General features: G+C 41.3%; 20 protein-coding genes and 1 pseudogene. 13 read left to right on the forward strand and 8 right to left on the reverse strand.

Annotated elements, in window-relative coordinates; translation table 11 throughout:
• Positions 1-8: 8 nt before the first annotated feature.
• From FXV78_RS14265 to FXV78_RS18885, 5 genes and pseudogenes are all read left to right on the forward strand, one after another.
• Positions 9-740 carry a DUF6674 family protein gene (locus FXV78_RS14265; RefSeq protein ID WP_004840599.1) on the forward strand — a complete coding sequence of 244 codons (732 nt, stop codon included), beginning with the start codon at positions 9-11 and terminating at the stop codon, positions 738-740.
• A 99-nt stretch (positions 741-839) separates the two neighbouring features.
• Complete coding sequence (locus FXV78_RS14270; protein ID WP_004840596.1) at positions 840-1,187, forward strand: hypothetical protein; 348 nt, start codon at positions 840-842, stop codon at positions 1,185-1,187.
• Between the two features lie 27 nt (positions 1,188-1,214).
• A complete protein-coding gene (locus tag FXV78_RS14275; protein WP_004840595.1) occupies positions 1,215-2,924 on the forward strand; it encodes a CHAP domain-containing protein in 1,710 nt (569 codons plus the stop codon).
• Between the two features lie 155 nt (positions 2,925-3,079).
• Positions 3,080-3,442: an MmcQ/YjbR family DNA-binding protein gene (locus FXV78_RS14280; RefSeq protein ID WP_172624248.1), complete on the forward strand. Its 363-nt coding sequence runs from the start codon at positions 3,080-3,082 to the stop codon at positions 3,440-3,442.
• A 440-nt stretch (positions 3,443-3,882) separates the two neighbouring features.
• A pseudogene (locus FXV78_RS18885) lies at positions 3,883-4,694 on the forward strand (transposase); the annotation flags it as partial.
• A gap of 120 nt (positions 4,695-4,814) precedes the next feature.
• Here the strand turns inward: FXV78_RS18885 and FXV78_RS14295 are convergent.
• Positions 4,815-6,014 carry a sensor histidine kinase gene (locus tag FXV78_RS14295; RefSeq protein WP_004614576.1) on the reverse strand — a complete coding sequence of 400 codons (1,200 nt, stop codon included), beginning with the start codon at positions 6,012-6,014 and terminating at the stop codon, positions 4,815-4,817.
• The gene (locus FXV78_RS14300) at positions 6,011-6,751 is read right to left on the reverse strand and encodes a response regulator transcription factor (protein ID WP_004840586.1); all 741 of its coding nucleotides are present in this window, start codon (positions 6,749-6,751) and stop codon (positions 6,011-6,013) included. Before FXV78_RS14300 ends, FXV78_RS14295 begins: the two co-directional genes overlap by 4 nt.
• A gap of 44 nt (positions 6,752-6,795) precedes the next feature.
• Between FXV78_RS14300 and FXV78_RS14305 the strand changes: the two genes are divergently transcribed.
• From FXV78_RS14305 to FXV78_RS14330, 6 genes are all read left to right on the forward strand, one after another.
• Entirely contained in the window at positions 6,796-6,936 is a 141-nt protein-coding gene (locus tag FXV78_RS14305) for a CD1871A family CXXC motif-containing protein (RefSeq protein ID WP_004058840.1), read from the forward strand.
• Positions 6,929-7,816 (forward strand): 4Fe-4S binding protein, encoded by an 888-nt coding sequence (locus FXV78_RS14310; RefSeq protein WP_004614574.1) that lies wholly within the window; start codon positions 6,929-6,931, stop codon positions 7,814-7,816. The genes FXV78_RS14305 and FXV78_RS14310 overlap by 8 nt, the downstream gene beginning before the upstream one ends.
• A gap of 42 nt (positions 7,817-7,858) precedes the next feature.
• Positions 7,859-8,800 (forward strand): TlpA disulfide reductase family protein, encoded by a 942-nt coding sequence (locus tag FXV78_RS14315; RefSeq protein WP_004840585.1) that lies wholly within the window; start codon positions 7,859-7,861, stop codon positions 8,798-8,800.
• Between the two features lie 396 nt (positions 8,801-9,196).
• Positions 9,197-9,745, forward strand: coding sequence for a hypothetical protein (locus FXV78_RS14320; RefSeq protein ID WP_004614572.1), 549 nt, complete (start codon positions 9,197-9,199; stop codon positions 9,743-9,745).
• Positions 9,746-9,891: 146 nt separating this feature from the next.
• Positions 9,892-10,401 carry a helix-turn-helix domain-containing protein gene (locus tag FXV78_RS14325; RefSeq protein WP_004614566.1) on the forward strand — a complete coding sequence of 170 codons (510 nt, stop codon included), beginning with the start codon at positions 9,892-9,894 and terminating at the stop codon, positions 10,399-10,401.
• Positions 10,371-11,042: an IS630 family transposase gene (locus FXV78_RS14330; RefSeq protein ID WP_114149212.1), complete on the forward strand. Its 672-nt coding sequence runs from the start codon at positions 10,371-10,373 to the stop codon at positions 11,040-11,042. The genes FXV78_RS14325 and FXV78_RS14330 overlap by 31 nt, the downstream gene beginning before the upstream one ends.
• A gap of 189 nt (positions 11,043-11,231) precedes the next feature.
• Here the strand turns inward: FXV78_RS14330 and bsh are convergent, their stop codons facing one another.
• The 6 genes from bsh to FXV78_RS14370 all read right to left on the reverse strand — a co-directional run bounded on the left by bsh (position 11,232) and on the right by FXV78_RS14370 (position 17,138).
• A complete protein-coding gene (gene bsh, locus FXV78_RS14335; RefSeq protein WP_004614568.1) occupies positions 11,232-12,209 on the reverse strand; it encodes a choloylglycine hydrolase in 978 nt (325 codons plus the stop codon).
• A gap of 556 nt (positions 12,210-12,765) precedes the next feature.
• Complete coding sequence (locus tag FXV78_RS14340; protein WP_004614569.1) at positions 12,766-12,936, reverse strand: hypothetical protein; 171 nt, start codon at positions 12,934-12,936, stop codon at positions 12,766-12,768.
• 306 nt (positions 12,937-13,242) lie between these two features.
• Positions 13,243-13,914 carry an IS630 family transposase gene (locus tag FXV78_RS14350; protein ID WP_114149212.1) on the reverse strand — a complete coding sequence of 224 codons (672 nt, stop codon included), beginning with the start codon at positions 13,912-13,914 and terminating at the stop codon, positions 13,243-13,245.
• Positions 13,884-14,393, reverse strand: coding sequence for a helix-turn-helix domain-containing protein (locus FXV78_RS14355; protein WP_004614566.1), 510 nt, complete (start codon positions 14,391-14,393; stop codon positions 13,884-13,886). Before FXV78_RS14355 ends, FXV78_RS14350 begins: the two co-directional genes overlap by 31 nt.
• A 433-nt stretch (positions 14,394-14,826) precedes the next feature.
• A complete protein-coding gene (locus tag FXV78_RS14365; protein ID WP_004843878.1) occupies positions 14,827-15,831 on the reverse strand; it encodes a CPBP family intramembrane glutamic endopeptidase in 1,005 nt (334 codons plus the stop codon).
• 17 nt (positions 15,832-15,848) lie between these two features.
• Positions 15,849-17,138 carry a nucleotidyltransferase gene (locus tag FXV78_RS14370; RefSeq protein WP_009244539.1) on the reverse strand — a complete coding sequence of 430 codons (1,290 nt, stop codon included), beginning with the start codon at positions 17,136-17,138 and terminating at the stop codon, positions 15,849-15,851.
• A gap of 82 nt (positions 17,139-17,220) precedes the next feature.
• On the opposite strand from FXV78_RS14370, the gene mgtE reads away from it, so the two are divergent.
• The gene (gene mgtE / locus FXV78_RS14375) at positions 17,221-18,573 is read left to right on the forward strand and encodes a magnesium transporter (protein WP_004843876.1); all 1,353 of its coding nucleotides are present in this window, start codon (positions 17,221-17,223) and stop codon (positions 18,571-18,573) included.
• 256 nt (positions 18,574-18,829) lie between these two features.
• Positions 18,830-19,825 (forward strand): phosphate acetyltransferase, encoded by a 996-nt coding sequence (gene pta / locus FXV78_RS14380; RefSeq protein ID WP_004843874.1) that lies wholly within the window; start codon positions 18,830-18,832, stop codon positions 19,823-19,825.
• The last annotated feature ends 45 nt before the right edge of the window (positions 19,826-19,870 follow it).

Consider the following 19,870-nt stretch of genomic DNA (forward strand, 5'->3'; position numbering starts at 1 on the left):
AAATGTAAATGGAAGAAGGAGAAACAGTGGAAATCCAGGAAACGAGAGAACCGCTTCGGGAGCAGGGCAGTATCCGGGCATTGCTGGAACTTTTGGAACAACAGGGCATGGAGCAGGAAAAAGGGGATGTGCTCCGTATGGCAGACTATATTGATTCTATGGAAATGCAGCTGGGAACTGTCCTAAAGGAATTGGGAGAGGTGAAGAAGCAATTGGGTGTGATGCAGGAAAGCAAGGTCAAACTCTTTGCGGTGAACACAATCCAGAAGGCGGAACATCAGGTGCAAACACTTCGTTTTCAGGTGGGAGAATGGAAAAGAAAGTTTGTGGGACGAGCAGAACAGGCAGTTATGGACTTTAAAGAAAAGGGGAAAGATGCCCTTGCCTGTGCGGTAAAGGGAATGCACCTTACTCAAGGCTTGCAAAAAATCCAATCGTCTCTGCATACGGTGATGCTGTCGATGGATCAGAAGATTGACCGTCTGGGGAGCATGGCGGAAGAACTGCATGTTGCCAAAGAGCATCTGCGGAAGGCATTTCTGGAAGCGGGTGGAAAAGAGGTGCGAAAGCTCACAGAACGCAATTCCGAACAGGGAATCATCTTTCAAACGCAGAAAGTGCTATTCCAGTCTATGCGGAGTATCCATCAGTTGGAGCAGAAAACAGAGCGATTGAAACAGCAGGCTGAGAAACTGGAAGCAAGAGAAGGAAAACAATTGTCTGTGAGGAATACCTTGTAGGAACTTCGACAAGAACAACACCATCTGAAGCTTGGTAAAGAAGAAAAACAGAAGTCGGCGGTTCGATAAAGAGAAGTTTTTCAAAGGGAGGTGAAATCCATGAAAGAAGAAACAACCATTACCTTTCTTGCAGCGGAGTGCGGGGAGTTTCATGGGATGGGGGAGTGTATCGAATGTACGTCTTTAAAAGAAGCCTTCCGGCATTACCAGAGATTTTGCAAACGTTCCCCTCAGATGCTTCCGTCTTTGGAATTTTCCCTGCACCATGCAGAGGATCCTCTGTATAACGAGGGAGAATATCCATTGGCTACCGGGGAGAAGGGAAAAGAGTTACTATCCTATGTTCCCTACTATGCCAATCATCCGCTGGTGCAGGAAGCGGTAAGGGAATTGGAACAGCTGGAGAGTCAGCAGAAGAAATTAAAAAAGCGGGGAAGGGAACGTTAGAAAGTACAGAAGATGGGAGGTGTGTGATTGAAAGATATCAAAGAAAAAGTGCGGGATCAAAGTCCAAAGATCCGCAATCCTGCCTCCCGGCTTCCGAAAGAACTGGTGCGTTCTGCGATGCTGGAGACAAAAGAAAAGACCAGCATCATGGCAGATAAGATCGGAAGAGAAACGGGAGAGGAATCCCCGGTAGAATATGCTGGAAACCGGATAGAACGAGTGGAACAGCGGGCTGGGAAAGAAAGCGCTTTTGCAGCCTATCGTGGCGGAAAGAAGCTGGCAGTGAAAACCTATGAAAAGTTAAAAGAACAAAGACAAAAGCAGAGAGAAGCTGTTACCGCCCCTTTGGACGGGGAAACAGGAAACGGCGGAACATCTGCCCAGACAGGACAGGCAAGAGCAAAGAAAGGGCGCACAGGAGCCGGACGGAGCATCAAGGTCAAACCGGAAGCGGAGAAAACGATCAAGGAAGCCGGAAACCGGGCAGTAAAAACAGCGCCCCGCATGGTGAAAGCGTCCCCGGTTTCTTACAAGAAGGTGAAAACCCAGGCAATCTTACAAAAAAAACAGGCTCTAACATCTATGAGGGCGGCAAGGGAAGCAAAACGGGCTGCCATGCGTTCTGCCCAGGCAGCAAGACAAAGCGCCGAGGCGGCAAAAACAACTGCCAGGGGGCTGAAAGCTATGGCGGAAGCTGCCGCCCATGCGGTAAAGGCAGCTTTTGCAGCATTGATGGCAGGCGGTGGTATGGTATTTGTGATCTTGATCCTTATTGTAGGAATCATTGGCGGCGCTTCGTTTATCGGGAGTTCCCAGAGCAGCGAGCCGCTGAGTGCGGAAGTCCTGGCCCATACCCAAGTGATCCAGCGGTATGCCAGTGAATTTGGAATCCCGGAATATGTATCGGTCATCCAGGCAATCATGATGCAGGAAAGCGGCGGGAGAGGAACCGATCCCATGCAGGCCAGCGAGTGTCCGTATAATACCCAGTATCCTAATACGCCTGGTGCAATTCAGGATGCAGACTATTCCATCAAGGTAGGCGTACAGTATTATGCAGATTGTGTCCGGGAAGCCGGATGTAAAAGCCCACAGGATATGGACAAGTTAAAACTTAGTTTACAAGGCTATAATTACGGGAATGGGTACATCACATGGGCAATCCGAAAACATGGGGGCTATAGTGAAGCCAATGCACTGCAGGTTTCCCAGGAACAGGCAGCCGCCCATGGATGGCCAAGGTATGGCGATCCGGAGTATGTACCCCATGTGCTTCGATATTATTCCGGCGGGGGAGTGTTTGCCGGACTTTTTGGAAAGGGGCAGCTTGTGACCATTGCGAAAAGCCAGTTGGGGAACGAAGGCGGCCAGAAGTTCTGGTCATGGTATGGATTTGACAGTCGGGAAGAATGGTGTGCCTGTTTTGTCAGCTGGTGTGCGGATCAGGCAGGACTTATTCAAAAGGAAGTAGTGCCAAAGTTTTCTGTTTGTACGGACGGTGTGGCTTTGTTTCAGGCAAAGAGAAAATGGCAAGGTGGAGGAAGTGTTCCGACGCCAGGAAGCCTCATCTTTTTTGACTGGAATCAGGATGGAGCCAGTGACCATGTAGGAATCGTGGAAAGCTGTGATGGAACTACGGTACATACGATTGAAGGAAATAGTGGAGATGCAGTAAAGCAGAATAGTTATACAGTGAATTCCCAGTCCATTTTGGGATATGGACTGGTTACTTATTAAAAAATGAGAAAAAATCAAAGAATGGATTGCATTGTAGGAGCAGAGGAACAATGCTATAATAGAAAAGGTGGGCAGGGCTAATGTCCTGCCTGTTGATAAATACAAAAAGTACAATCATGAGATTGATAAAATAGAGTAATCAGGGAGTGGAATATTTGAAACGAGAAGAGATTTTTGAATATGTAAAAAACCAATATGGAACAGTTCCAGAGTATCTCTGGGAAACATCACCGAAAAGTGCAGTGCTTCGGCATAAAAATGGAAAGTGGTATGCAGTGCTGATGCAGGTTGAAAAATCTAGGTTGGGATTAGAAGAAGAGAGCATGGTAGATGTCATCAATGTGAAGTGCGAACCGGATATGGTTGGACTTCTGACACAGACTTATGGTTTTCTTTCGGGATATCATATGAATAAAAAGTACTGGATTACAATGTTGTTGGATGGAAGGGTGAGCGAAGCAAAGATATTGGATTTTTGGGATCTGAGTTATGATTTGATAGATCAGAAGAAAGATTGATTTGTAAATAAATTTGAATGGTGTGCAGGGGATGAGAAAATATGAAAGCAATAAATATATATATTCAAGAGTACAAGAGAATATGGCCACTGAATTTGAAAATATTTTCTCACAAAGATCAAAAAAGTTAAATGTAAAAGTATAGGAGTTTCTTGCGATAAAAACTCTTGTTGACTTGTTGCTGGATATAAATATAGAAATAAAGCATTTTGAGAATATTTTTGCTTCCTTTACGATAGAACAGATTGGAAAAGAAACAGAGTAGATACCTTACTCATGAGGGAATATCTCTGTGGTTGGAGACAGGAACTATAGAGGCAGGTGGAAAACAGGCAGAACTTACAAAAAATGAATTGCGGATCATGTATTATCTTTTTGAGCATGACGGAGTCATCTGTACAAGGGCAGATTTGATTGAATACTTATGGGATAATCGGCTCTACTCAGATACATCTTACCACAATGAGGAATTAAAGTCACTAACCCGTTATCGTTTTGATAAGGTCAAAGAACGGGCAAAATTGAAAAGTTCTGTTTCAAGACTTGTCTGTATTCTTTTCCCGGAGCTGGAAAGACTTGTTCCTACGCTTCATATGGCATCCGTCTATGCTTTGCTTTGTGAATTTCCAAGTGCAGATGCTGTTGCAAATGCACATCTCACAAGGCTTTCCAACCTACTCTTTGATAGTTCGAAAGGCAGATATGGAAAAGATACTGCTGTCATGTTTCGTGACGCTGCAAGAAGTTCTATCGGTTCTCATATGCCTGCCAAGTCTTTGAAACTAAAGCACACCATAAAACTTATTCGGGAATTAGCGATTGAGATTGACGAGATTGAAGCAGCCATCAAACGAATCATGGATGAAGAAATCCAATCGCCAATCTTTACCATTCCCGGTATCAGTTACCGGATGGGCGCAATGATCATCGCTGAGATTGGGGATTTCTCTCGTTTTATTCCGCAGATAAGATATTCGCATATGCAGGAATGTCTCCCTCCACTTATCAATCCGGACAGTTAGACAACTGTTATTCCCATATGGAGAAACGAGGTTCCAGATACTTCCGGTATGCCCTTTACAATGCCACAAAATATGTCTGTCACTGGGATAAATCTTTTGGTGCATATCTTGAAAAGAAACGCTCGGAAGGCAAGCATTATAATGTTGCCATATCCCATGCCGCTAAGAAGCTTGTGCGATTGATTTTTGCAATGGAGAAATCAGGAAAAGCATATCTGCCAACTGCTTAATTTTTTTCTGTAAATATCTCCTTTTAGAGCACCTATAAAGATGCTCTTGTTGTCATACAGTTTTCAAGGTTCAAATATATCTGAAATGCATTTCTGCAATTCATTCAAAAAACTTTCATTTTAGACTTGACTTTTAATAGTTAGTCTTTCTATACTCATTTTCACTTCAAATGTCGTTCCGCCCTGCTCATTTCCATGAACCTCAATCTCCCCGTCATGCACCTGCACGATCTCGCGTACCATTGCAAGTCCAAGACCTACACCGCCAATTTTTCGGCTTCTTGACTTATCCACCCGGAAGAATGGTTCAAAGATCCGCTCTCGGAATGTCTCATCGATTCCATTTCCTGTATCTGCAATCGTCAGAACAACTTCTTTCCTCTTTCGTTCTGCCGATACCGTAACTTTTCCATCTGTATGGTTGTATTTAATCGCATTTTCAACAAGGTTATAAAGCATCCGATAGATCAGTATATCACTTCCTGTCAGCATCAGACCCTCGCCTGCATTCTCTTCTTTTTCATCTACTGTACTCTGCGATTTCTGTATCAGTGTAACACCTTTTTCCTGTGCCAACGGTTCCAGATCTGCCAGCACTTCCTCGATTAGTCCACAAAGTTCGATCTTGTCATTGCGCGCTACTGTCTGTAACTCACTCATATCCAGAAGTGTTCTGACCAACTTGCTGAGACGCTCGTTCTGCTCTGTCACCATCTGGATCGTCTCTTGCGCCGCTTCCCCATTCTCCGGATTTTCTGACGCATGATAGAGGTCCAGTTGTGCTTGAATTAATGCCAAAGGAGTCCGCAGCTCATGTGCTGCATTCCCGGTAAACTGGCGCTGTGTCTCGAACGATTCCGACAGTCGCAAAAGCATCTTATTATAAGACGTACGAAGTATGTCCAGCTCTGCAATCTTATTCTCTTCGATCGTATAATCCGTCAGGTTCTGTGCCTGTACTTTTTCAACTGTCTCAGAAAACTCTCTGAGCGGTTTTAATGCACGGCCACTAATAAAATATGTCACCGCTCCACCAAGTAACGCTACAACACCTGTGATCAGTAGACTTCTGTTTCTATAATCGGATTTCGAATTATATACCTCCGTAGCAAATTGTGATGCAAAATTGTCCCACTCATTATCCGGAATCTCAATGTATAGTGCTTCCGGTGTTTTTCCCTGATCTGTAACTGTTTCCTGAAGTGTATCGATATAATAGACTCCATTCTTATATAAGAAAAATGTAAGGCATCCGCACAATACTGTGATCAACACTGTAGTAAGGATTGTCAGTCTCCACTGGAGTGATAATTTTCTCATGCTTTGCTATCTCCTCCTATCTTATAACCCTCGCCAATCCTATTTACAATCGGATCATAGCCAAGTCCCGCCTTGAGTTTTCTCCTCAGAGAAGACATATGCACACGAATAGAGCCGCTAAAACTATCCACAGAAGAATCCCAAACATGCTCAATCAACTCTTCCTGGCTGACCGGCCGGCCCTGATTCAGAAGAAGATACTCTAGAATCCCATTTTCTTTTCTCGTCAACGCAACCGGATTCTCTTCTGCATACGCCACTCGTTCTCTTATATCAAACCGAATGCCGTTGCATTCCAGGCAGACATTTTTCTGTATGAATTTTCGTCTCGTCAGACTTCTCACGCGTGCCTCGAGTTCCTGCAAATGAAATGGTTTTTCCATATAATCATTCGCACCTGCATCCAACCCTTCAATTTTATCTGCAATCTGACTTCTCGCAGACAAGATCAATACCTTTGTCTCTTCATCTTCTTTACGAAGTTCCCGAAGAATCTCCATCCCATCCACCCCAGGAAGATTAAGATCAAGCACGATCAGATCATACATTTCAGCATAAATCATATCCAATGCTTCTTCTCCGTCATTGCATACATCCACCTCATAGCCGCTCTGGTGCAGACTTTTCGCGATCATGTCACATAATTTCTTCTCATCTTCAACGACTAATAATCTCACTTTATTTTTCTCCATCTTCTTAACAGAAATTTTACACCTCCTATTGTATAATGCCAACATCGAAAAGTCAATAAACTGACTTTGAACATTGAAAGGAGTATTTTATGAAATCTGAAAAAGCATCACAGATTCTTTTACTTACAGCCGGTCTGGTTCTTTTCTTTGGCGGAATTTTCCGCGGCGAAGCCGCTGTAGTACTCAGCAAAGCAATAAAATTATGTATGGAGTGTGTCGGAATTGGATAAGAAAATGAAATCAAACAAAAACCCTCTGGTCCGCTTCCGCGGATGGATTCAGGCAGCTGCTACACTACTGACCAACATTCACATCCCGAATCTGTTTAAAGGGAAAATTTATCAGGGAAATGTAAAAACGATGTGCGTCCCGGGACTAAACTGTTACTCTTGTCCTGCCGCCACAGGTGCCTGTCCGATTGGAGCTTTTCAAGCCGTGGTCGGTTCTTCAAAATTCAAATTTACCTACTACATCACCGGATTTTTCATCCTGTTAGGTGTTCTGTTAGGACGGTTTATCTGTGGATTCCTCTGTCCGTTTGGATGGTTCCAGGATCTGCTGCATAAGATTCCGGGCAAGAAATTTTCCACCGCAAAACTGAAGCCTCTGCGGTATCTGAAATATGTGATTCTGGTCGTCTTTGTTATACTACTTCCGGCATTTGTAACCAATTCACTTGGTATGGGAGATCCTTTCTTCTGCAAATACATTTGCCCACAGGGCGTACTTGAAGGCGCAATTCCGCTGGCACTTGCCAACTCAGGAATCCGTGCCGCACTCGGACATTTATTTACATTTAAGTTCACAATCCTTGCGCTTTTCATCATCCTGAGCATCTTGTTTTACCGTCCATTTTGTAAATGGATCTGCCCGCTGGGTGCTATTTATTCACTGTTTAACAAGGTATCTTTTCTTAAGATTCAGGTTGATCATGAGAAATGTGTTGGCTGCCAGAAATGTAGTCGTGTCTGTAAGATGGATGTCAATGTAGTAGACACACCAAACCATCCGGAGTGTATCCGATGCGGAGAATGTATGAAAGCCTGTCCGACTGATGCAATCTGCTATCATTACGGATTTTCAAACAAAAAAAAGGCTGACAATAAATAAACTAAAACGAACAAAATAAAATTGAAAAGGAGATTTAAACTCATGAAAAACAAAACACTTAGAACAAACTCAATGAAATTAAAAAAGGTAATTGCTGCATCCCTTGCCATTTCTGTACTTTTTGCGTTTACAGGCTGCGGAAGCTCTTCCTCAACAAACAATACAAACACAAAACAGGAATCTTCTTCCACAACAGAAACTGGCAGCGCAGACGAGCTGAACGAAAAACTGAACGACCTTTACCAGCAGGAAAACCAGCTTTTTGCTGATCACAAAGATGCATGGGACAAAGCCTTTGGTCTTATGAACAAGAACGCTGCCGGTGATGCCATGAGCGAAAACTATGCTGATTCCCTCGCAAGCACAGTGGAATCTAACAAAGACTCTTTCTCTGAAGAAGAATATGAAACTCTGTGCAAAGACATCGAGACAATCCGCGGAATTGAAGAAGAAATTGCCAAGCTTGAGAAAGAGATTGCTGCATCCGATTCCTCTGACAGTTCTTCCTCCAAATCAGACGAATCCACAGCTGTATTCAAAGCTTTCAAAGGAAAAGATTTGGATGGAAATGATGTAGATGACAGCCTTTTCACTAATAACAAAGTTACAGTTGTAAACTTCTGGTTCAGTGGGTGCAAGCCATGCGTTGGAGAGCTTTCTAAACTGAATGAATTAAACGAAACACTCAAGAAAATGGGTGGCGAAGTTGTTGGTATCAATACAGACACTTTAGATGACAATCAGGATGGAATCAAAGAAGCGAAAGAAATCTTAAAAGCTCAAGGTGCTTCCTACAAGAATCTGACTTTCGATTCTGATTCAACAGTTGGAAAATACGCCGGCAACATTATGGCATTCCCTACAACAGTTCTTGTTGATAAAGACGGAAATATCGTTGGCGAGCCTTTGATGGGCGGAATTGACGATCAAGCAAACTACGATCAGCTGATGAAACAGATTCAGTCCGTAATCGACCAGAAATAATTTATCTTATAATTAAGGATTGTCAATTTTTACGTATAAATTTTGGAGAAATCTGTGGGTAGGGATGTATCCCCCAGTTTTAAGAAAAATGGATTAGATTATCAAAATATTGTTATTTTTGCAGGATATAATATCGATAGTCTTTCGTTAATGAAAAGCCTAATCCCCTAGCTATGTTGGGGAGAATGGAATAAGCAGAGGTGTGTGGGGGCAATAAAAAAAGGATCCTATGTGCTTGTGATATCCGTCTTTTAGGACGAGCAGTAACAGTAACCTTAGGAGAGCTGATAATAAACCACCATTGAATTGTGGGTGTAACTAGAAATTGAATTAGCAGGCCTCGATTTTGCTGGGCCGAAGATTCCAAGAGATTGTGATATATTTTGGAGGTAAGCTATGACGAAAATAGAAGAATTTGTAAAACTGATAACAGGACGATTTGATAATAAGGAGCAATTTGATGCAATGAAAAAGGCAGGAAAGACATACCCTTATGCACAGCACGTAAATACGGTTTGCAATGATAAAATTAAAAATCTTCCTGCTGATTTTAAGGGCATGTTTATTGTAGAAGAAAGTTATTATGAAAATGAAGGAAAGCGTCATGCGTCACCGCATCTTTTCTTGATTACAGAGAAAGAAGATAGAATTTTACTTTCATCCTATGAAATTCCAAATGGGGAAGATAAGAACACGTTTTCATATGAATTTATGAAAGAGGTGGAATATATTGAATTAAAAAAATCCAAAAAATTTACTCCTGCACTATATTATGAGAGAAACGGTGTCTGGGAGGGAGGCAGTACTAGTCAGTTCTCACCCGTTATGATATTTAAACTATGGGAAAAGTTTTCGGATACGTGTTTGGAAGTGTTCGAAAGTATGGAAGTGAATGGAAAAAGAACATTTGGATATGACGTTCCGATTATCTATAAGAGGGTATAAAGTCTTTGTTTAACGGTTCGAAAATTCTGAAAATAAAGGAAGCAGTTCGAGTATAGCTAGTGTACTGTATTGTTGACATTTAACTAAATATTTATAGCTATTATAGCCGCTTCATGTTAAAATAAAAGAAAACGGCGGTGATTTATATGGCAAGACCAAGAAAATATGTCATTAAACTTACAGATGATGAATTGAAGACATTAAAATCTATAATTCGCAAAAGTAATACATCTAAAACTATTCGAAGCAGATGCCAGATTATTATTGATTTGGATGAGGCTCATGGGAAAGTATTAACCCATGAGCAATCCGCAAGATCAAATGGTGTTTGCCTGACAACTGTAACGAATACAGTGACCAAATATTTTTCCGGTGGCATTGAAGCGGTTACCGAGTTCAAAAGAAATATCAATTCCGACAATGCAAGGCGTATCCTTGATGGACGTGCAGAAGCACGTATTATTGAACTTGCCTGCGGTCCTGTTCCAGAAGGTCATTCCAGATGGACTTTGCGTCTGCTGGAAAAAGAAGCCAAAGTAGTGCTTGATACACCGGTTAGCAAAGATGCTATCCGTAGAGCCTTAAAAAAAACAAACTTCGACCTCACAAAAATGAATACTGGTGCATTCCCTCAAGAGAGGACGCAGAATTTATAGCTTGTATGGAGGATGTTCTCGATGTATACGAACTTCCATATAACCCACAACGCCCCGTTGTTTGTATGGACGAAAAACCATATCAGTTACTTGGCGAGGCAAGATCCCCACTTCCTATGCGCCCCGGCAATGACCAGAAAGTAGATTCTGAGTATGTCAGAAATGGTACATGCAGCATTTTTGCATTCGTAGAACCGCTTGGTGGAGCTCATCATGTAAGTGTTCGGGAACATCGGACTGCAATTGACTGGGCAGAAGAAATCAAATATCTTGCCGATGTCATGTATCCAGATGTAGAAAAAATAATTCTTGTAATGGATAATCTTAATACACATAAACCAGCATCATTGTACAAACGTTACCCTGCTGATGAAGCCAGAAGAATCATGAAACGGTTGGAGATTCACTACACACCAAAACATGGCAGCTGGCTTGATATTGCAGAAATCGAACTTAACGTCATGACCAGACAATGTTTGAACAGAAGGATTGATAATATTTCAAATCTTCGTAAGGAATTATCAGCATGGGAAGTTGAACGAAATACCGTAGCCGCAAAGGTAAACTGGCAATTTCGAACGGAGGATGCAAGAATTAAATTGAATTCCTTGTATCCGACATTTACTACTGCATCTGAATAAGATGCAGTAGTAATGTTAAATATCAACGATACAGCACACTGGATTACTAGGTCAGATTTAAATTTGGCACTAAAGTTTCTTCTTTGTCTGGACATAATTATGAATCCTCTCTTTCATACTGATTTTAGTATATCAGATTCATTAAAAAATTTCCGAAAAAGTGTCTTAATTTATGAGACCATTATAATACTATTTATTTTGATAATTGATTCGTTCTCCTTGAATTACCGGATAACAAATCAATTTGTTATTATCCAGATTTTCCACATGCATATCTACTGCACTGATCTGATGATTTTCATAAGTATTATAATAATAGATACCTTTTGCCACATTACAACAAGACGTATACAAAGTGATTTCACATTTTCCATCAGCCACCTCACAACATCCACGTTGCTGATCCACAGATCCAAGAATATGGAAGAACTGACTAACACTTTCTGCCTCTGATTCACCTGAAATTGCATTTACTTTTGTAAAAGCTACACGCACAAAACGAGAGGAAGATGAAAGATCTCCCGGAAGACCTAATCCACCCATACCTCTACTATATGCATCAAGAGCCAAATTTTCGCAAAAAGTGTTTTCTGGTTGCTTTGGGGATAAATACATATAATTGTTTAATTGAAACATCTGTTGTGGAAATGGCGGATTATTCGTAAGCACTCCTACCGGATTATCATAAATATGCAGACCATCTGACATAGATTCTACAGTAATTGATTCATTTTCATCAGAGATAATCCAATGCAATTGTGCTAATGGCAGTTGTTCACTGAAAGGAGTATTAACAATATTAATTCGATCAAGAAGCTCACGAACTTCTACTAAAGAAGCACACTGACTTAAAATCCACGAAATAAATTCAAACTGTGCAATATTTTCCACATTAGACTGAACCTCAGAATAAGCAGCATTTCCGACAAAATTCAATCCTGCCATTGCTACTCCTTTTTCATTCATCGCATCATAGTACAAAGGATAATCCTCTGCTACATGGGCCATTCCAATAATTGCATAATGATGTTCCATATCACCAACATGACGAAAGTGAAACGAATAATTACGTGGTGTAATTACTATCTGATCACCATAAGAGAATTCATAATCGAGTGTTCTTCCAAAATAAAAATCTTTTGTTTTATAAGTTGCTGCTGTACACATAAACGTTTATCCTCCTAAATAATTCGAAATATGTCAATAAGATTTTTGCTGAACAATAGTATAGCACACTTCTTTTGTTTTGTTTCAAATTCACACATAATCATCCATCATGAAATTTCATCAATCTTAATCATGATCTTAGTTATATAATCCTCTTCGTCAGAGATTACAAAATCATTTAATCCTGCTTCATAAGCATAACCATTAAGCTGTAAATTATTTTTCTGGCATAATCCAGCATTTTTTGATATAGAACCGGCAATCTATCCCAAGTACCTTTCTGGTATCTGCAGAGATATTTTCTTCCAGACTTTGTAAAACAATCTGAAGACATTTTTGCGTTCAGAGTAGTTGTATAGAGTCCTTCGTATCTGTAGAAATTCGTCTTATACACATTATCAAGAGAAATAAAACTTCCCATTCCCATCCGGATCTGTTCAATTCCCCATGTATCTTTTAAGTGATAAATGGCTTTTGATATATCATCTTCTGAAAAATTATATGGATAAAGTAATAGTTTTTCTGCTTTGCATACTTCAACCCTGATTTCCTGATCTTATAAAGTTTCACAAAGAACAATTTTCTCTTTCTTTTCTTGCATTACGGTTTTAATATTTTTTAACTTTTGAATTTGCCGATCAATTTCTTTTTCTTTGGCATCATCGATTGCTAAAAAACTTGCAGGTGATGGAGCTTTTCGATATGTTTCTATTTCAGTGATGTTCATATTTAATTCCTTTAACACACAAATATACTCTATAGTGGTTTAGTTGTCAAGACAAAAATCTAAGATTCTTATAATGAACTGATATGGTTTATAGTTACTAAGGAACCAGGGAGAATGGTATCACATTTGCCTGACCCATATATGCATTAAGCTACATAAGGCAGAATCATTGCCGGATAGTAGCATTCAGCCAGTGTTTTATAATCAAGGGCAGAATGACATCGTTCAAAGTTGTAAGTGTGGACATAGCGTCCGATGTCCGCTCTAGTGTGATGTATCGTTGATATTTAACATTACTACTGCATCTTATTCAGATGCAGTAGTAAATGTCGGATACAAGGAATTCAATTTAATTCTTGCATCCTCCGTTCGAAATTGCCAGTTTACCTTTGCGGCTACGGTATTTCGTTCAACTTCCCATGCTGATAATTCCTTACGAAGATTTGAAATATTATCAATCCTTCTGTTCAAACATTGTCTGGTCATGACGTTAAGTTCGATTTCTGCAATATCAAGCCAGCTGCCATGTTTTGGTGTGTAGTGAATCTCCAACCGTTTCATGATTCTTCTGGCTTCATCAGCAGGGTAACGTTTGTACAATGATGCTGGTTTATGTGTATTAAGATTATCCATTACAAGAATTATTTTTTCTACATCTGGATACATGACATCGGCAAGATATTTGATTTCTTCTGCCCAGTCAATTGCAGTCCGATGTTCCCGAACACTTACATGATGAGCTCCACCAAGCGGTTCTACGAATGCAAAAATGCTGCATGTACCATTTCTGACATACTCAGAATCTACTTTCTGGTCATTGCCGGGGCGCATAGGAAGTGGGGATCTTGCCTCGCCAAGTAACTGATATGGTTTTTCGTCCATACAAACAACGGGGCGTTGTGGGTTATATGGAAGTTCGTATACATCGAGAACATCCTCCATACAAGCTATAAATTCTGCGTCCTCTCTTGAGGGAATGCACCAGTATTCATTTTTGTGAGGTCGAAGTTTGTTTTTTTTAAGGCTCTACGGATAGCATCTTTGCTAACCGGTGTATCAAGCACTACTTTGGCTTCTTTTTCCAGCAGACGCAAAGTCCATCTGGAATGACCTTCTGGAACAGGACCGCAGGCAAGTTCAATAATACGTGCTTCTGCACGTCCATCAAGGATACGCCTTGCATTGTCGGAATTGATATTTCTTTTGAACTCGGTAACCGCTTCAATGCCACCGGAAAAATATTTGGTCACTGTATTCGTTACAGTTGTCAGGCAAACACCATTTGATCTTGCGGATTGCTCATGGGTTAATACTTTCCCATGAGCCTCATCCAAATCAATAATAATCTGGCATCTGCTTCGAATAGTTTTAGATGTATTACTTTTGCGAATTATAGATTTTAATGTCTTCAATTCATCATCTGTAAGTTTAATGACATATTTTCTTGGTCTTGCCATATAAATCACCGCCGTTTTCTTTTATTTTAACATGAAGCGCTATAATAGCTATAAATATTTAGTTAAATATCAACAATACAGTATACTAGCTCTTCTTATGGAAAATAACACACAGTACACAAGTGTGCATACAGTTAAAGCCTCTATTTTCAAGGCATAAGGGGATAGGGGTACAGTTTACAGATGAACCGACAGGAAACCTCGATGAAGAAACTGCAATGTCCATTATGCAAATACTGGAAGACAGTGTACACCAGATGAACAAATGTGCAGTCATTGTTACTCATTCAAATGAAATTGCGAAAAAGGCAGATGTTGTTTTTCAATTAAAAAGGGGTACGCTGCACATAGTAAAAAATAATGAAAAGGTATAAATGGAAACATGGGAGATACGCAACTATTTTGTGCAATCTCCCATGTTCATTTTATGCAATCATTTCTTTTCTGTCTCTGACTCCCGAAACACTTTGGATGCCAGAAATGGAAGGAAGAAGATACTATAGAAAATAAGATGTATCAAAACCGCTTTCCATTCTATGACAGCTCCGGAAACAGTGCCTCCACTGATCAGTCCTGCAATATTGTTGTTCATAAAATGCAGGATGACAGGGATCCAGATGTTGTCTGTTTTCATATAAGCAAAAGCAAAGAATACGCTCAGTGCAATACAGGTGATAAGCTGTGCGGCAATACTCTGAAGCCTTGTATCAGGTGCATAGTAAAACAGGTTCAGCGGGAGATGCCACAATCCCCAGAATACACCAAGGATGAGAACTCCTTTTCGCATTCCAAAATGCTCCTGCAGGATCGGTTGCAAAAAGTAACGCCATCCATATTCTTCTCCGAAAAAGGCGGAAAAGACGAGGAAAAAGCTGACAAACAAAGAAAGCAGTGACAGCCAGAACATCGGAGAAGCAAAAAGAGCGAGGAAGGAATCTGCAGTATTGTCTGTGAAGCTGGAAATCAGAAGATTTCCTGTAAACAGCATGAAAAACAGAACTACATACAGAAAGTGTCTTCTGCTGTCAGGCCCGGACCAGGTCAGTCCCCAGATAAAGCGGACTTCACGTTTGTCAAGAAGAAACAAAACCCAGAGAGCCAGATTGCCGGCAATTGTGAGCATATTGATGACCATAACCCACAGGTTGGCATCCGGTATAAGTACACTGAGTACAGAGCTGATGGCAAACAGTACAGTTAGTACAAGGTACCCATAGAAAAACCGCCGGGGCATCGGAAACTCTGTTTTTGTCAGAAGAAAGACGACAATGGCTCCGGCAGCCGGATAATACATCTGGGCATTTGCAAAAAAATCCAGAGAAGTTCCCCGTTGATATCCGAACGCCATCGGGATTCCCATCAGATAAGGAATGCCAAAGGCGATCAAAGCAAAGATTAGTAACTGTTTTTTCTCCAGTCTGGTAAATGGACGTTTCATAATGTAATCTCCTTTTTCTATATCTTCAGCATTGGCTGTTTATATTCATTTCGAAAAGCGGTCTTATATTTATCCGTGATCACAGACTGATACAGATTGGATGCCAAAATATCATGTCGGAGCATTTTCTGACCGATTTCGGAGATACTGTCAGTATCGGAAAGGCGGGTGAGCAGCGGCAGAGCACTTTTTTTGGCAATGATAGAAAGCAGATCTTGTCTGTCTTTTCGAAAACCTAAAAGTTTGGCATAGAAATGTCCGCCGTTTTCCATATATTCTCTCACGTTGTTTTTTTTCAGACCAAGCATAATATGCAAAAGTGCGCGATTGATTCTTGTCTGTGTCAGCTCCCTGGTCTTTAATAATTCACAGAACTGCTTATAGTTAAAGAAATCATTCAGATTGTTCTGGATCCGGTTGGCAAGTGTTTCGGAAACATCCATATAGCGAATGAGACTCTGAGGTGTTTTGTTCAAAAGCTTATATTTCATCAGAAGCGAAAAATCGTTCTGATAAACCGGATATAACACTTTGTGATAATCTTTTAAAAGTGCCAGGCAGCTTTTGGGCACCTGATCTTCCAGTTCATTTAAAATACTGGAAAATGGTGTATTTTCGAAAGTCTCTCCGGTAACCTGCTGTGTCTGGAGTACAGAACTCGAGTATGCAAGGAGAGAACGGATAGCAGAAGCCGAACTGTAAGTAGAGCGCAGCGTCTGATCGTGGTAGTCGGATTCCATGCGCTTGATAGTAAACGGCTGTATCCTGCTTTTCACACGTCGCAATGCTTTTAAATATTCGATACCCAGAATGTTGTTCGGATCACTTAATAAAAAAGAACAGTCTGAAATGCCCATGTAGGAAGACAACGCATCCTGGCGGGCAGCAGGAAACGACATACCTGCTCTTAAATTTTCTTTGAGAAACTTCGTATATTCGTCAGGCTCATCACAGAGGATATCAGCAATTTTTGTCAGTCCGTCAAGATCATTGCATTCACTGCCAAAGCAGAGGTAATCTACAACGCCAAGCTGATCCAGAAAGGAGACAGCTCCCAACGCAAATAATTCTGCAGTGGCGGTCGCATAGCAGACAGGCAGCTCAAAGACTGCACAGGCACCGCATTTTAATGCCATTTCCGCACGAAGATGCTTTGGCATAATGGCGGGAGTCCCTCTCTGCACGTAGTCTCCGCTCATCACGACAATGGCTGCATCGGCGCCTGTGACTTCCAGTGATTTTTGGATATGATACTGGTGTCCGTTGTGAAAAGGATTGTATTCTGTGATTAAACCGACAATTTTCATAAAAATCTCCTTGTATATCATTTTATTACCTATTATACTATAAAAGGACGGCAAGAACAAATCAAAAAAGGTGGATGTGATTATGGAATACGATGTATTGTTATCAATGCTGGAAAAGCGGGAGTTTAAAGAATTAAAAGATGAACTGGAAAACATGCACCCTGTAGATATTGTGGAAATGCTGGAGGATGGACTGGAATATGGAAAGATCGATAAACGCCAGATGATCCTGCTCTTTAGACTGCTTGCAAAAGAAGAGGCGGCAGAAGTGTTTACAGACATGACCAGTGATACTCGAGAGGTACTGATCAATGCGCTGACGGATTCCGAGCTGGAAGAAGTCATGGAAGAGATGTATGTGGATGATACAGTAGATGTTCTGGAAGAGATGCCTGCTAATGTGGTGGACAGACTGTTGATGGCGACAGATGAAGAGACGCGGCAGAAGATCAATGCGCTTTTGAATTATCCGGAAGACAGTGCCGGAAGTATTATGAATATCGATTATATCAGTCTGAACAAAGAGATGACTGTGGCAGATGCCATTTTGAAGATCCGTCAGGTTGGTATTAATAAAGAGACAATCTATACCTGTTATGTGACAGAAAAGAAAAAGCTGATCGGTGTTGTGGATGTGAAGGACATTTTAACATCCGGTGAATCCAGAAAGATTGAAGAGATCATGGATGAGAATGTCATTTACGCAAAGACGCTGGATGATCAGGAGGAAGTGGCAGAGACAATCCGGAAGTACGGACTGATCGCGATTCCGATCATTGACCATGAGATGTGTATGGTCGGGATTGTAACAGTAGACGACGCTATGTTCGTTTTGCAGGATGAGGCGACAGAAGATATCAGTATCATGGCCGGTGTCAGTCCGAGTGAAGGCTCTTATTTCGGAACCTCGGTATTTCGACATGCCAAGAACAGAAGTCTCTGGTTAATGCTTCTGATGTTATCAGCGACTGTGACAGGAGAGATATTGGGGCGATATGAGAGTGCGATGGCAGTAATGCCGGTTCTGATCACATTTATCCCGATGCTGATGGGAACAGGAGGAAACTGCGGATCCCAGAGTTCTACACTGGTAATTCGGGGAATTGCAGTAGGTGAAATTGAGTTCAAGGACATTTTTCGGGTGATCTTCAAAGAGGTGCGGATTGCACTTGTAGTCAGTTTGATTCTGGCGATGGTCAATGGGCTTCGCATCTATATTATGTACGATCAGGATGTGATGCTGGCAGTGGCGATCGGAATTACGATGATTGCTGTTGTTGTTATGGCAAAGACGATCGGTTGCGTTTTGCCTCTGGCTGCAAAGAAGATCGGTCTGGATCCGGCGATCATGGCGGCACCTTTGATCACTACAATTCTGGATACCTGTACGATTCTGGTATATTTCCGGATCGTAACTGCGTTTTTCCATATCTGAGATATATTGACAGAAAAAAGACGATGTATAACGGAGCTTTTTGGAGTGGACTCTAAAAAGCTCCGTTTTTTCTTGAAAAAACGGAAAAGTCCTGAAAAAAATAAGTAAAATACTCGTTAAATGTTTGACGATATTACTGAAAAGCATAGAGAAATAGAGAAAATTGTACTTAAAAATGCACATAAGAGCTACTTGTATACAAAATTTATTTGCGTTATAATAAAGCAAGTGAAACAAATGAAAGGGGCTTTAAACAATGGCGTTTATTGATGAAATTAAAGCAAGAGCAAAAGCTGACAAAAAGACAATCGTTCTTCCTGAGACAGAAGACGTAAGAACTTACCAGGCTGCAGAGGCAGTTTTAAGAGAGGGGACTGCCGACCTGATCCTTGTAGGAAGCAAGGAAGAGATCGAAAAGAACGGAGCCGGATTTGATCTCACAGGAGCTGTGATCGTAGATCCTGCTACAAGCGACAAGACAGAGGGCTATATTGCAAAACTGGTAGAACTCAGACAGAAAAAAGGAATGACAGAAGAGCAGGCAAGAGAGATTCTTCTGACAAACTATCTGTACTACGGTGTTATGATGGTGAAGATGGGAGATGCTGACGGTATGGTATCCGGAGCATGTCATTCTACAGCAGATACACTTCGTCCGTGTCTGCAGATCCTGAAGACAAAACCGGGAACAAAATTAGTATCCGCATTCTTTGTAATGGTAGTGCCGGATTGCGATATGGGTGCAGACGGTACATTTATTTTTGGAGATTCCGGACTGGAGCAGAATCCGGATCCTGAAAAGCTTGCAAATATCGCACTTTCTTCCGCAGAATCTTTCAGAACTCTGACAGGAAAAGAGCCGGTTGTGGCAATGCTTTCACATTCTACAAAAGGAAGTGCAAAACATGCCGATGTTGATAAAGTTGTAGAGGCTACAAGACTTGCAAAAGAGATGGCACCGGAACTGAAACTGGACGGAGAACTGCAGCTTGACGCAGCGATCGTTCCGGCAGTAGGAGAGTCCAAAGCACCTGGAAGCCCGGTTGCAGGACATGCAAATGTTCTGATCTTCCCTGATCTGGATGCAGGAAATATCGGATACAAGCTTGTACAGAGACTTGCAAAAGCAGAAGCATATGGTCCTCTGACACAGGGAATTGCAGCACCAGTCAACGATCTGTCCCGTGGATGCAGCGCAGAGGATATCGAAGGTGTAGTAGCGATTACAGCAGTACAGGCTCAGGCACAGTAATTGTTTAGAAAACTTAAAATCAGAATGAATAAAATGACAAAATTT

It is taken from the genome of Mediterraneibacter gnavus ATCC 29149 (genome assembly GCF_008121495.1).
GTDB lineage: Bacteria > Bacillota > Clostridia > Lachnospirales > Lachnospiraceae > Mediterraneibacter > Mediterraneibacter gnavus.